The sequence below is a fragment of the Acinetobacter sp. ANC 3903 genome, from assembly GCF_002135315.1.
Taxonomy (GTDB): Bacteria; Pseudomonadota; Gammaproteobacteria; order Pseudomonadales; family Moraxellaceae; genus Acinetobacter.
Genome location: NZ_NEGA01000011.1, coordinates 58,209 through 73,179 on the forward strand (window position 1 = coordinate 58,209; position 14,971 = coordinate 73,179).

The 14,971-nt window shown below is 43.2% G+C and carries 11 protein-coding genes; 10 read left to right on the forward strand and 1 reads right to left on the reverse strand.

The window, feature by feature from the left end:
* Positions 1-178: 178 nt before the first annotated feature.
* Positions 179-1,510: a trigger factor gene (tig, locus tag B9T29_RS10115; RefSeq protein ID WP_086175810.1), complete on the reverse strand. Its 1,332-nt coding sequence runs from the start codon at positions 1,508-1,510 to the stop codon at positions 179-181.
* A 621-nt stretch (positions 1,511-2,131) separates the two neighbouring features.
* Here tig and B9T29_RS10120 point away from each other — a divergent pair.
* The 10 genes from B9T29_RS10120 (at position 2,132) to rdgB (ending at position 14,955) form a co-directional block, all read left to right on the forward strand.
* Positions 2,132-4,447: a TonB-dependent receptor gene (locus tag B9T29_RS10120; protein WP_086175811.1), complete on the forward strand. Its 2,316-nt coding sequence runs from the start codon at positions 2,132-2,134 to the stop codon at positions 4,445-4,447.
* A 110-nt stretch (positions 4,448-4,557) separates the two neighbouring features.
* Positions 4,558-5,241, forward strand: a complete 684-nt coding sequence (locus B9T29_RS10125) for a Fe2+-dependent dioxygenase (RefSeq protein ID WP_086175812.1) — start codon at positions 4,558-4,560, stop codon at positions 5,239-5,241.
* A 388-nt stretch (positions 5,242-5,629) separates the two neighbouring features.
* Positions 5,630-7,879, forward strand: a complete 2,250-nt coding sequence (locus B9T29_RS10130; RefSeq protein ID WP_086175813.1) for a catecholate siderophore receptor Fiu — start codon at positions 5,630-5,632, stop codon at positions 7,877-7,879.
* A 151-nt stretch (positions 7,880-8,030) separates the two neighbouring features.
* Positions 8,031-8,714, forward strand: a complete 684-nt coding sequence (locus B9T29_RS10135; protein ID WP_086175865.1) for a Fe2+-dependent dioxygenase — start codon at positions 8,031-8,033, stop codon at positions 8,712-8,714.
* On the forward strand, positions 8,711-9,817 hold the full coding sequence (locus B9T29_RS10140; protein ID WP_086175814.1) for an alpha-hydroxy acid oxidase: 1,107 nt from the start codon (positions 8,711-8,713) through the stop codon (positions 9,815-9,817). The genes B9T29_RS10135 and B9T29_RS10140 overlap by 4 nt, the downstream gene beginning before the upstream one ends.
* A 266-nt stretch (positions 9,818-10,083) precedes the next feature.
* Positions 10,084-11,781 carry a 2-isopropylmalate synthase gene (gene leuA / locus B9T29_RS10145; RefSeq protein ID WP_086175815.1) on the forward strand — a complete coding sequence of 566 codons (1,698 nt, stop codon included), beginning with the start codon at positions 10,084-10,086 and terminating at the stop codon, positions 11,779-11,781.
* Between the two features lie 101 nt (positions 11,782-11,882).
* On the forward strand, positions 11,883-13,043 hold the full coding sequence (gene metX / locus B9T29_RS10150; protein ID WP_086175816.1) for a homoserine O-succinyltransferase MetX: 1,161 nt from the start codon (positions 11,883-11,885) through the stop codon (positions 13,041-13,043).
* A complete protein-coding gene (metW, locus tag B9T29_RS10155; protein WP_086175817.1) occupies positions 13,043-13,636 on the forward strand; it encodes a methionine biosynthesis protein MetW in 594 nt (197 codons plus the stop codon). The genes metX and metW overlap by 1 nt, the downstream gene beginning before the upstream one ends.
* Positions 13,633-14,220 carry a tetratricopeptide repeat protein gene (locus B9T29_RS10160; RefSeq protein ID WP_086175818.1) on the forward strand — a complete coding sequence of 196 codons (588 nt, stop codon included), beginning with the start codon at positions 13,633-13,635 and terminating at the stop codon, positions 14,218-14,220. The genes metW and B9T29_RS10160 overlap by 4 nt, the downstream gene beginning before the upstream one ends.
* Before the next feature lie 108 nt (positions 14,221-14,328).
* Positions 14,329-14,955: an RdgB/HAM1 family non-canonical purine NTP pyrophosphatase gene (gene rdgB, locus B9T29_RS10165; RefSeq protein WP_086175819.1), complete on the forward strand. Its 627-nt coding sequence runs from the start codon at positions 14,329-14,331 to the stop codon at positions 14,953-14,955.
* The last annotated feature ends 16 nt before the right edge of the window (positions 14,956-14,971 follow it).

A 14,971-nucleotide genomic window follows, 5' to 3' on the forward strand; every position in this document is an offset into this window, starting at 1 on the left:
CAATTCGTCTATGTTTGCAACTACGAGTATTTTTTAGGCAATACAAGGCGTGAAATACGAAATTTAGTCATTCTAAACGAGTAGTTCACAACGCAAGCCATTTATGAAATGTCAACAGACCCTATAAGTCTGTAAATAAAAAAAGGCGCATGATGCGCCTTTTTTTAATCAGCTAAACTTAGCCTTGTTGACGAGCTTGTTGCTCTTTCAATAAGTCTTCGTAGCTTACTTTAGTGTCAGTCACTTTAGCAGATGCCAAGATGTGATCAACAACTTGATCTTCTAGAACAACAGCTTCGATTTGAGCGCGTTGCTGTTTGTCATTTTTGAAGTATTCAATCACTTCAGTTGGATCTTCATAAGAAGAAGCCATGTCTTCGATGTAAGCCTCAACGCGAGCTGCATCTACTTCGATTTTAGATTCAGCCAATACTTTGCTTACCAACACGCCTAATTTAACTGCTTTTTCAGATTGTTCTTTGAACAATTCATCTGGAAGCATGCTTGAATCAAATGCTTTAGCGCCTTGAGCACCAAACTGTTGAGTGAACTGTTGGATCATTTGTTGACGTTGACGGTCAATTTCTTGAGACAACATAGCTTCAGGAATTTGAACTTCGTTTGCAGCTACAAGCGCATCAAAAGTTGCACCTTTCACCTGGTTACGAAGACCATTTTTCACTTCACGTTCCATGTTTTTACGAACGTCAGCTTTTAATTTTTCAACGCCTTCTTCTTCAGTTAGACCGAAGATTTTAAGGAATTCAGCATCAATTTCTGGAAGTTTTTGTTTTTCAACTAATTTCACAGTGATTTTGAATTGGGCAGCTTTACCCGCTAAGTTTTCAGCTTGGTAGTCAGCAGGGAAAGTAACATCAATCACTTTCTCTTCGCCTTTCTTCATACCAACGATGCCGTCTTCGAAGCCAGGGATCATACGACCTGAACCTAAAACAAGCTTGAAGTCTTCAGCAGCGCCGCCTTCAAATTTCTCGCCGTCCACAGTACCTTCGAAATCGAAAGTCACTTGCATGTCTTTTTTAGCCATGCCTTTAGTTTCAGTCCAAGAAGCACGTTGCTTCTGAAGGTTTTCGATCATTTGATCAACGTCTTTGTCGTTCACTTCAGTTGCTTTACGCTCAACTGCCAGACCGTCAAATTTAACTTCAACTTCTGGATAAACTTCTACAGTTGCTTCATAAACAAGAGCGTCTTCTTTGTTTTCAACTTTTTCAATGTTTGGCATGCCAACAGCATTGATTTTCTCTTGTTGAATTGCTTCAAATACTGTGTCACGAATTACATCGTTCACAACTTCTTGATAAATGCTTGCGCCATATTCACGGCGTACCACATTTAAAGGCACCTTACCTGGACGGAAGCCGTTGATCTTCACAGTTTTAGCAGTGCGTTTTAAACGAGCTTCAAATTGCTCGTTCACACGGCTCGTCGGTACAGATACATTTAAACGACGGGCAACGCCCGAAACCGCTTCAGAAGTTACTTGCATGGCTTCCTCGATATAGAAATAGTAATTGCAATTTTGAAAGTGCCATATTATATGACAACATTGAAAGATATACAAAACAGGATGGTTTAACCATGTAATTTTACGCTTTTTAGATAAAATTCTGGCTTTATTGTTGTTTCATCCCATCTTTTTAAAGATAACACCTTGCCGAATTTGTTCGTATTGCATTTGTGTGGTCTATTCTTCTCATTATTTTACCCGCTTCTCTTTTGGATGCTTATTCATAAATAGGGTTTCGTCCCCTATTTCTGCAATATATCTCTATAAATACGACATCAGCTTAAATTATTTATCATGTTTAAAAAAATACGCTTTTCACGAGATGAAATATGCATGGGTTAAATGCAAGAATTGGTTCTATCTTTGCGTTAAAAATGTTAAAAATTGATATCAATATTCACAATTAATAACAATTTCTTGATCGTTTTAATAATTAACAATAATTATCAATAACTTAATTAAATATTAACACATTTTATCATCCATATAAACACTTAATTATTTATTCTTAATCGCCAATTTCAATTCAACTTAATAGTGATGTAAAATAAGAATCATTATTATTATCATACATTTTCACAATACCATATTGAGTTAAAAATGGCCTTCATTAAAACACGCAAAAAAATCGTATCTTCTGCGATTGTGTCATCACTTTCAATGATGGCAGCTAATGCAATTGCACAAGATCAGGTTGCTCAGCTTGACACTATTCATGCTCAAGCAGAAGCAGAAACAACTCAAGGTTTAAAAGTAGATAAATCTGCAAACTCCAAGTTTGTTGCTCCTTTGCTTGATACGCCTAAATCAGTTTCTGTTATTTCTAAACAGCTGATTGCAGATACTCAAGTGACAACTTTAAGCGATGCTTTGCGTACAGTACCGGGAATTACTCTAGGTGCTGGTGAAGGTGGTAACCCGAATGGTGACCGTCCATTTATTCGTGGTTATAACTCTGAAAGTTCGATGTATATAGACGGCGTACGCAATGCGACATCGCAAAACCGTGAAATGTTTGCAGTAGAACAGGTTGAAGTGACCAAAGGTTCTGCATCTGCAATGGGTGGTGCAGGTACTACTGGCGGTAGCATCAACATGATTTCTAAAGTTGCTAAAAAAGGTGACTCATTAGAAGGTTCTATTGGCGCAGGTACCGATAATTACCAACGTATTACTTTAGATGGCAACAAAGATTTTGGTAACGGTATTGCTGCTCGTGTTGCAGTGATGGGCCATCACAATGAAAAAGCCGGTCAGGCGGATGGTACTGAATACAAACGTGCCGGGATTGCACCAAGCATTAGCTTTGGTTTAGACACCCCTACCCGTGCAACTTTAAGCTATTACTACTTAAAGACAGATGATATTCCGGATTCTGGTATTCCTTATAACAACCCTTTCGGTGCGCCAAGTGCCGGGGCGACTGATTACCGACCATTAAATGGAAATGGTAAGCCTATCGATGTGAAACAGGGTGAATATTACGGCTGGAAAGATCGTGATTTCCAGAAACAGGAAAACCAGTCTGCTACGATTAAACTTGAACATGACCTGACTGACAATCTAACCATTTCAAATACCGCTGTTTATAGCAATTCTAAAAATGATTATCTATGGACTAATCCGGATGATTCTCAGGGTAATTTCTATAACAAAGCTGGTTTTACAAATGAATTAATAGGTAACGTTTGGGCACGTACCAACTCACGTGTAGCTGATACCGATACCTTTACTGACCAACTCGCTTTAACCGGCAAGTTTAATACGGGTGCCTTACAGCATAGCTTTAACCTGGGTGCAGAGTACTCAGATCAGGAAACTGACCGTACCCAATACATTATTGATGGTCTAAACGCGACAGGTAATGTACATAATGCCTGTAATGCTACTGATATTGCTTCGGGCTGGTGTACTTCAGTACAAAACCCAAACCGAGGCCCATGGAACGGCTCTATTACTACAGTGGGTGCCGACCAGTACAATATTCAAAGTAAATCAACATCGGTTTATTTCTTGGATAATATTGAATTCAATCCACAATGGATTTTAGATTTGGGTGTACGTTGGGACAAATTTGATACCCAGCAAACCATGATTGCAGGTAGTAAAAATACTGTTGTTCCCCCAGGTACTGTACGCAAAGCAGAAAATGACAATGATTTCTTCAACTATCAAGCCGGCATTACTTACAAACCTGTAGAAAATGGCTCTATTTATGCAAGCTATGCGACTTCAGCGAATCCGGTCGGTGTTGATGGAGGTGATGGTTCTGAATCATTCAGCAATCAAAGCGGCTCTACTAGCCTAGTACAGGCAAATTACCTCAACAATCTAAAACCTGAAGAAGTCCGCACTATGGAGTTAGGCACTAAGTGGGATGTTCTGAATGACAAGCTGAACTTAACTGCCGCGATTTTCCGTACCGAAAAAACCAATACCCGTGCAGTAGATTCTGATGGCTTCACACGTAATATTGGTGAAACTCGTGTCGATGGTCTTGAGCTTGGTGCAAACGGTAACATCACGGATAAATGGGCAGTTTCTGCGGGTTATACTTATTTAGATAGTGAATTGGTTGATGATGGTGCTGGTACAAATGATGGCAAACAAGTTCAGAACGTAGCGAAAAACAGTGCAACCCTTTGGACAACTTATCAAGTATTACCACAGTTAACATTGGGTGCTGGTGCAACTGCAATGGATAAAATCTACGCTAATGCTGCTAATACCAAGTTTGTTCCAGGTTATGTACGTTACGATGCCATGGCACGTTACAACGTCAACCAAAATGTTGACCTGCAATTAAATGTCAATAACCTGTCTGATGAACGCTATTTCACTAAAGCGTATGCGTCTCACTATGCCACTGAAGCGGAAGGCCGTAGCGCAGTATTATCGCTAAACTTTAAATACTAAAATCGACTTTAAAAATCCCATAATTTATTTATGGGGTTTGATTTAAAATAGCCTCATAATGAGGCTATTTTTATAGCTCAAAGAATTCATTCTTCCAAAGGTATATTGCCGTGATCCATCATATTCCTAACGTCCTGAGCAAAGAACAAGTTCAATATTTCCGTGAAGAAATGAATAAAATTGAATGGGTCAATGGTAAGGTCACAGCCGGTACGCTTTCGGCAACTGTCAAACAGAACCAGCAACTGCCTGAAGATCACCCCCTCACTCACCACTTAAGTACCATTATTTTAGAATCATTAGGGCAGCATCCCCTATTTTTATCTGCAGCCATTCCGCTCGATATTATTCCCCCGCTGTTTAACCGTTATGAAAACAACGAAGCTTTTGGTTTTCATGTCGACAATTCCATCCGTCGGATACGCGGCAGCAATGAGCGCCTGCGTACAGACTTGTCCTGCACGGTTTTTTTGAGTGAGCCCGAGGAATACGAAGGCGGTGACTTGGTGGTAGAAGATACCTATGGTTATCATGAAGTCAAACTTCCTGCAGGCGATATGATTCTCTACCCTTCCACCAGTGTGCATGAAGTCACGCCAGTGACCTCCGGCTGCCGTCTCGCTTCATTCTTTTGGGTACAAAGCATGATTCGTGATGATGCTGAACGCCACATGCTGTTTAACCTAGACCAGTCCATTCAGAACTTGCGTATGCAGTTGGGCGATCAGCACCAAGAAGTCATCAAGCTGACCAATCTTTATCATAATTTAATGCGCAAATGGGCTGAACTCTGATTTTTAAAACCATGAAAAGCACATAATTCAAGTGCAGCATTACTGCTGAGGATGGTTCTAATTTCTGAGGATGGTTCTAATTTCTTTAAACTGAGCAGCAGAGTTAGGCATGGCATTGTGAGCCAGTAAAAAAATCACTGCATAATCATCATTCTTGTTCATTAGCGCACTGGATTAAGCACATCCATTGCGCTTTTTTAAGCAACATTTCAAATAAAGCCTGACAATCTCATACAAACTTATTGCAAATAATAATAATTATCATTAATATTTGCACCATTGTTACAATCCATAACAATACGTTCACTTTTAGTTCCAGATTACTGACCACAAAAGTTGCAAAACAGTATTGGAATTCTGTCTTATACGAAACTAGGGATGACTGACCATGGCACAAATCAAAAGCCGCAAACACCACAGAAACGCTCAACTGGTTGCATTAGCGGCCTCGTTCCCGCTCATGACTCATGCAGCGGCGAGTAATGGTATCACCCAGCTGCCAACCATTACCTTGGAATCTAAAGCAGAAAATAAATATAAAGCCGATAGCGTCAGCTCTCCAAAATATACCCAGCCACTGGTCGATACCCCGCAAACCATTTCAGTGATTAAAAAAGAATTATTAAAAGAACAAGGTGCAACATCTTTGGTAGAAGCCCTTAGAAACACCCCGGGCATTACCCTGCAACTGGGTGAAAATGGCAATACCAGTGCCGGCGATGCCTTTCAGATGCGTGGCTTTTCTACGCAAACCTCGACCTATGTCGATGGTATTCGCGATTTGGGTGCGGTCACCCGTGATGTCTTTAACGTGGAACAGATTGAAGTGGTCAAAGGCCCTTCTGGTGCGGAAGCCGGTCGTGGTGCAGCATCAGGGTATATCAACCTGGCCAGCAAACTGCCACAGACTGAAAATAGCCGTGAAGTTTCTGCCACTTACAATACTGCAGAACATGCCCGCCTGACTGCTGATATCAATCAGGTGATTAATGATGGCATTGCCGTTCGTTTAAATGCCATGGGACAGGACGGTGGCGTTGAAGGCCGCGATTTTATTGAAAATAACGGCTGGGCGATTGCACCCTCGATTGCCTTTGGCCTGGATAGCGATACCCGCCTGTATCTGTATTCACAGCATATTCGTCAACGCAATATTCCGGATGGCGGTATTCCAACCATTGGCATGAAGGGTTTCTACAACGCCGATTCTACTTTAGCTTCAGCAGCTAAAGTCAACCGTGAAAATTATTATGGTCACGTCAATGACCATGAAGATGTCGATGCAGACATGTACACAGCAAAAATTGAAAGTGATCTGGCTGAAAACGTCAAACTGACCAACATCACCCGTTTGGGTAAAACCAGTATGAACCGTGTTTTAACCGGGATAAATACCGGTTCAGCGGGGTTAAGAACCAATGGTTCAAGTAATCCAAAAGACTGGGAAGTTAACCGCTCACGTCAGGGTGTCGATCAGGAAAATAAGATTCTGGCCAATCAAACGACTTTGAACCTGAATTTAACAACCGGTGCGATTGAACATGATGTGGTTGCAGGTCTGGAATTCTTAAAAGAACAGCAACACACAAAAACTTTAGCCACGCAAATGCCTGGGCAAGCTACGGTAGCAACCTCTTGGGCCAATCTTTATAATCCAGATCGCAATGAAGCAATGCCCGGCCTGATGTATAACGGTGGCTATACCCATGGTGAAACCGATACTGCCGCAGCGTATTTATTCGACACGCTTAAATTTGGCGAGCGCTTCCAGCTGAATGGCGGAGTACGGGTCGACTATTACGACACCGAATATGATGCTTTGACCTTGCCATCGGGTAGCAGCAGCTTGGTTCCTGCGAGTTTTGGTGCGAATGACACCTTGGTCAGCTGGAAACTGGGCGGCCTATTTAAACCTACCGCTAAAAGTAGCGTATATGCTTCTTATGCCAAATCTCTGACTCCTCCGGGAAGTGCCAACTTTAGTCTTTCAGCAGACGGAATTAATAGTGCCGCTGCAAAACCGCAAGAAACCCATCACTATGAAATTGGCACCAAGTGGGATCTGCTGAATGATCAGCTGGCACTTAATGCTGCTGCCTATTACACTGAAAATGAAAACCAGTTTACCCAGGATGCAATTACCCAAGAATCCATTCAACAAGGTAAAACGACCGTGAAAGGGGTTGAACTCAGTGCTGTGGGCAAAATCACGGATGCATGGAATGTGTCTGCCGGTGTCGCGCACATGAAAACTGAACAAGAAGATCAGCTCAGCGTGAATGCAACCACCGGAGCAATTACTCGAACCAACAATGTGCGCTGGTCACCTGAATGGACAGCAAGCTTATGGTCGACCTATGATGTTGCCGGCTTTAAGCTGGGTCTAGGCGCACGCTATGTCGATGAGCAAAAACGTGTCATCACTGACAGCACGGCAGCGGCGAATATGCCTAACATTCCAGGCTATGTGGTATTTGATGCTATGGCGGGTTATAGCCTGAATAAAAATGCTTCAGTCAACTTAAATGTCTATAACCTGGCAGATAAGGAATACATCAGTACCCTCAATAATGGCGGTGGTCGTGTAATATTAGGACAACCGCGTTCAGCAGCTTTAACCTTTAACTATAAGTTTTAAGCCATTCGCTAAGTCTTAGCAGATTGAGTATAAGTGTAGTGTGTTAGATTTAGTGACTGTTGACTCCTCGTGTATGAAATAGCAACTATACCTAATGCACTACATTATTTATTTTTGAGTCCAATCAATTCTAGGGATGCAGATCAAGCTGATGATGTTACATATTCCTGAAATTCTGAGCAAACAGCAGGTTGCCGAGCTACGACAACAATTAGATAATAGTCAGGCGTGGATTCAGGGTCAGCACAGCGCCGGCTTTCAGGCACAAAAGATTAAAAATAATTTGCAAATTGATCCCAACAGCATTGCTTATCAATCCTTTTCAGCCAAAATTCTTCAGGCCTTACAACACAACATCCTGCTCAAATCGGCAGCGTTGCCCAAACATATTCTTCCGCCTTTATTTAATTGCTATCAAGATGCTGGTCATTATGGCAATCATGTCGATAATGCAGTGCAATATTCCAGCAGCATCGGACAAGCCATTCGTACCGACGTTTCCATCACCGTGTTTTTATCTGAACCGGATGAATATGCAGGCGGTGAACTGATTGTGGAAGACAATTATGGCAGCCATGAAGTGAAGCTGGATGCGGGAGATGCCATTCTCTACCCTGCGACCAGTTTACATCGGGTTGAACCGGTGACCCAAGGCAAGCGGATTGCTGCATGCACCTGGATACAGAGCATGGTCAAAGATGACTGGCAGCGCAGCATGCTGTTTAATCTCGACATGAACATTATTCAATTACGCCAGCAGATTGGTGATAGCGAAGAAATTCTGGGTTTGACCAGTCATTACCATAATTTATTACGCCAATGGGGAGATCTATGAAAACCGTTGCACCAGTTGCCCCACTTTCCCAGATTCCGGCCTATTTACAGACCCTTGCCGATTATGAAATTGAAGCACAAAAGCATCTGTCTGATATGGTGTGGCAGTACTTGCAAGGCGGCTCTATGGATGAGGTCAGCGTTCGGGATAATCTGGATCAGTTTCAACAGATTCACTTATTGCCCCGAATGCTCACAGACCTGACTCAAGGCCATACCCGCTGTACTATTTTAGGGCAGGAATATCCGCACCCGATTTTTCTGGCCCCGATTGGACACCAGCAGCAGTTCCATCCTGAAGCTGAAGCAGCAACGGCGCTGGCAGCAGAAGTTCTCGGCAGCAATATGGTTCTGAGCACTTTCAGCAATACCGACATGCGCCAACTGAAAATGGACAATCCATACAAATGGTTTCAGCTGTACTGGCAAGGTGACCGGGAAAAATCGCTCGCCTTGGTGAAACTGGCAGAACAGCAAAACTTTAAAGCCTTGGTGATTACTGTAGATTCACCGCATACCGGCATCCGTGACCGTGAACGCCGGGTATTTTTCCATTTGCCGAAAGGCATGCAGCATCCGCATACACCGGCGCATATTCCCTTGCCGGAATTACAGGAGGGAGATCACCCCGTATTTAATGGCTTGATGAAAATTGCACCCACCTGGGCAGATATTTCCTGGCTGGTTCAACAGACCTCATTACCGGTTATTTTAAAAGGGATCGTCAATCCGCAGGATGCCCGGCTGGCCATACAGCACGGCGTACAAGGCCTGATTGTATCCAATCATGGCGGTCGTGTGTTAGACACCTGCATTCCTCCACTCAGCGCATTGCAAATGATTAAAAAAGTGGTGCCGGCCGATTTCCCACTGTTATACGATGGCGGGATTCGTCGTGGTTCAGATGTATTTAAAGCCATTGCGCTGGGTGCTTCAGCGGTTTTCATCGGTCGTCCTTATATATATGGTCTGGCAACTGCCGGGGCGCTGGGTGTGGCGCATGTCATTAAAATATTGAAGGAAGAATTCGAGATTACCATGGCATTAATGGGAACGGCCACGCTAAAAGACATCAGCAATGATTGTATTTTCCACAAAAAATAAGATTAGTGAAAAATATTTTCTTAAGTCGCTCCCTACATGCAAAAATAGAAAAATATTTTCGGAATAAATGAATTAATATTAAGTTATAGATTTACAAGTGCTACGGTAAAACTAAATCATAATAATGCATTGGTTTTATTACAACTTTCGACTAATGTCTTCCAGTGTCAGACTTGTAAATTGCTAGAATAGACACAATCTATATAAGTAACAGGTTGCCGTTATCCACGACTTTAAGCAACCCATGTTACACAAGGAGTTACCTCATGATGTTGGCTGATCCAAGTAAAAAATATCGTCGCATGTATCAACGTGTAGACTTGCCAGACCGTCAATGGCCGAATAATGAAATTACCAAAGCGCCAATCTGGATGAGCACCGACCTTCGTGACGGTAACCAAGCCATTTTTGAACCGATGGATATGGATCAAAAATTCAAGATGTTCCAGATGTTGGTGAAAATCGGTTTCAAGCACATTGAAATCGGTTTCCCTTCTGCATCGCAAATTGATTTTGACTTTACCCGCAAATTGATTGAAGAAAACCATATTCCGGATGATGTTTACATCGAAGTGTTGGTGCAGGCACGTGATCATTTGATTCAGCGTACTTTCGAATCATTGGTCGGTGCAAAACGTGCCATCGTGCATATTTACAACTCAAACTCTCCAACTTTCCGTCAAAAAGTCTTGAACGTGGATGTGGAAGGTGCACGTCAGTTAGCGATTAATGCTGCACAAAAAGTGAAACAATATGCAGCGCAGTATCCTGAAACTGAATTTATTTTTCAGTACAGCCCGGAATGTTTCTCTGCAACCGAATTGGAAGTGGCAAAAGCAGCCTGTGATGCAGTGACTGAAATCTGGGAAGCATCTCCTGAGAATAAAGTGATTTTGAACTTGCCCGCCACTGTTGAAGTTTCAGGTCCAAATGTTTATGCGGACCAGGTGGAATGGATGCACCGTAATTTGTTACGTCGTGATGGCGTGATCATTTCTGTACACTGCCACAATGACCGTGGCTGCGGTATTGCAGCATCAGAATTGGCAATTATGGCCGGTGCTGACCGTGTTGAAGGTTGTGTGTTTGGCAATGGTGAACGTACCGGTAACGTCGATGTTGCAGCAATTGCCTTGAACATGTATACCCAGGGTGTGGCACCTCACTTGGATTTCTCCAACATCAACGAAATTATTGCCACTGTTGAAGAATGTACAGGCTTGCCAGTGCACCCTCGCCATCCATATGCCGGCGACTTGGTGTTCACCGCATTCTCTGGTTCGCATCAGGATGCCATCAAAAAAGGTTTTGAATTTCAGAAAAACGAAGAAATCTGGGATATGCCGTACTTGCCAATTGACCCTAAAGACTTGGGCCGTGACTATGATGCGGTAATTCGCGTTAACTCACAGTCAGGTAAAGGCGGTATTTCTTACTTGTTGGAATCGAACTACAACGTGGTGTTGCCGCGTCGCTTACAGATTGAGTTTTCGCAAGTGGTTCAACAGGTGACTGACGAGCAAGCCAAAGAAGTTTCTGCGCAAGACATCTGGACCTTGTTCAAAGACACTTATGTAGCAGCGAAAGATGCTCATTACTCGGCCAAAAACTACAAATTATCGGATGAAAATGGCAATCAGGTCATTGAGTTGGATATTGAAGTAAACGGCGAAGTTCAACACTTGCGTGGTGAAGGTAACGGTCCGATTTCTGCAATCTTGAATGCATTACAGTTGCCTATCGACGTGTTGAACTATGAAGAACGCAGTATCGGTTCTGGTGCAAATGCCAAAGCATTGGCCTTGGTTGAGCTTCAAGTCAAAGGTACCGGTAAGTCAGCCTTTGGTGCCGGAGTGCATGACAACATCGTGACCTCATCTATCGAAGCGATTATTGCCTGCACCAACCGCTTGATTGAACAAGGTGTATTAAGTACCGATCAGGTGATTGCTGCTGCGGTATAAGTATTAGCAATAATATTTAGCATTAAAATGACTTTAGAAGGATACCCGCTAGTGGTATCCTTTTATTTATTGATCCTAAAGATTTAAGGCGAAAATTTCCTGTGTCTTTTCCAGCTGATTCAGTGGGCTTAGTTACCCCGCAAAAGTTTATTTTTGAAGAGCCGTTAGAGCTCGAATGTGATCGAATTCTTCCACGTTTTGAGCTCATGGTCGAAACTTATGGTGAACTCAATGCCGACAAATCTAATGCCATTCTGATTTGTCATGCGCTTTCAGGCCATCACCATGCGGCAGGTTATCATCATGAAGATGACCGCAAACCCGGTTGGTGGGATGCATGCATTGGACCAGGCAAAGCAATTGATACTTCTAAATTCTTTGTGGTTGCACTAAACAATATTGGCGGTTGCAGCGGTTCGACCGGCCCGATTTCGCCGAATCCGGAAAATGACAACCGTCCTTATGGACCGGATTTTCCACTCGTCACCGTGCGTGACTGGGTCAAAACCCAGGCCCTGCTCTCTGACCGCATGGGCATTGATGTCTGGTATGCCATTATTGGCGGTTCTCTGGGCGGCATGCAGGCTTTGCAATGGTCGGTGGATTATCCAGACCGTTTAAAAAAATGCGTCATTATTGCCAGTGCACCGAAACTATCGGCACAGAATATTGCCTTTAATGAAGTGGCGCGTCAGTCCATTTTGTCTGATCCCGACTTCCATAATGGCCGTTATCTGGAAAATGACAGCTATCCGAAACGTGGCCTGATTCTGGCACGTATGGTCGGTCATATTACCTATCTGTCTGAAGAAGCCATGAAACAGAAATTTGGCCGTGACTTGAAGTCGGGCAAATTTATGTATGGTTTCGATGTGGAATTCCAGGTGGAAAGCTATTTGCGCTATCAAGGTGAACAGTTCAGCCGTAACTTTGATGCCAATACCTACCTGATTATGACCAAGGCGCTGGACTACTTTGATCCATCACGCGAGTATGAGCAGTCATTGAAAAAAGCCATGGCAAATACCCAATGTAAATTTCTGGTGGTGTCCTTTACCACAGACTGGCGTTTTACCCCGCAGCGTTCACAAGAAATTGTCGATGCACTGATTAGTAACCATAAACCTGTCAGCTATGTCGATATTGATGCCGAACAGGGTCACGACTCGTTCCTGTTCCCGATTCCGCTTTACGTTAAATCATTACGTGCATTTTTAGGTGGTGCAGAACACCTCGAAGCCACACCTAAGGAGACTGTGTAATGCGTATCGATCATCAACTGGCAGAAAAATGGATTAAACCCGATTCCAGCGTACTGGATTTAGGCTGTGGCGATGGCGAACTGCTGGCCCATATGAGCAAAAAGCACAATATTCGTGCATATGGCCTAGAAATTGATCAGGAAAAGATTGCAATTGCGGTAAGTCGGGGGTTAAATATTATCCAACAAGACTTAAACCTCGGTTTAAGCCGCTTTGCAGACCAGTCCTTTGACTATGTGGTGATGGCACAGGCCTTGCAAGCTGTAGATGCACCAGACGTATTATTGCGTGATATGGTGCGTGTGGGGAAACAGGCGATTATCACCTTTCCTAACTTTGCGCATTGGAAGACCCGTTCTTTCTTGGCATTAAAAGGAAGGATGCCGGTTTCAGAAGCTTTACCGTATATGTGGTATAACACGCCAAATATTCATTTATGTACTTTCCGTGATTTTGAAGCACTTTGTGCCGAAAACGATATCCGGATTATTAATCGACTCGCCGTGAATGGGGATCAGCAAGGTAGTTTACTCAGTAAACATATCCCGAATCTGTTTGGTGAAGTCGCTATTTATCGAGTGAGCGCACTATGAAAAAAATATTATTAAGCACACTATTCGTTGGACTGTTTAGCATTCAAGCCCATGCAGAATATGTTGCACCTACAGCTTCGGTTTCAAGCCAGGCTGCGCAGTATTCTGTTATGGATATCAACAATTTGACCAAAGCCGCTAAAGCCGGTCAACCCGCTGCACAATTTTATCTTGGTACCAAATATCAATACGGCAAGGATGTTCAGAGAGATGAGCAGCAAGCCTTTACCTGGTACAAAGCCGCTGCGGACAATGGCTTGACCGCCGCCCAGCTGAATGTGGGTCGTATGCTGGCTGATGGTATTGGCACCAAAAAAGATGAAGCTTTGGCACGTAAATATTTTGAAAAAGCAGCAAGCCGTGGCGATAACCGTGCCAGCTTCAATCTAGCCAGGATGGAAGAGCAAAAGAAAAACTATGTCGGTGCGTATCAGTGGTATGAACTGTCTACCCGTGACGGCATGCTCGACAATAAAGTGATTTCCCTTTCTGAAGGCAAAAAAACTGCTTTGGCTGCTAACTTAAGCCAAGAGCAGATCCGTCAGGCACGTGACCGTGCCGACAAGTGGATTCAGGCACAGTAAGCTTGAATCTCTGATAAAAAGCACCTGCGGGTGCTTTTTTATTGGCTGATTGTTAGTCCCCATTTCAGGTAAAATTGAACTTATTTTAAAGATTAGAGCTTTTATATAATGTCTGCACAAGATTGGTTATCGCAAGGAACACTGGTACTGGCAAGCAACAACAAAGGAAAGATTGGCGAATTTGAAAAAATGTTTGCCGAGCTAAATTTACCTGTTGAGGTAATCCCTCAAGGCAAACTGAATATTGAAGATGCTGTTGAAGATGGCTTGAGCTTTGTGGAAAATGCCATTATCAAAGCACGTCATGCATCCAAAATTTCAGGAAAACCAGCGATTGCCGATGATTCGGGTATTTGCGTTCCGGTACTGGGCGGTGCGCCGGGCATTTATTCTGCACGTTATGCCGGTGAACATGGCAATGATGCCGCCAATAATGAAAAGCTGTTAGCCCGACTTAAACCTCTTCGTAAAGAAGGCGAAGCGATTGAAGGCATGTTTGTTTGTGTTCTTGCATTGGTTCAACATGCAGAAGATCCACTGCCACAAATTTTCCAGGGTATCTGGACGGGTGAAATACTAGAAGCAGCTCGCGGTGAAAATGGTTTTGGTTATGACCCGCTATTCTGGTTGCCTGAACTGGGTATTTCTAGTGCAGAGATGAGTAAGGAAGATAAAAATAAAATCAGCCATCGTGGTCAGGCGATGCAGTTTTTTAAAGCGAGCCTAGAGAAGTAATTTCCTTATTAATCCA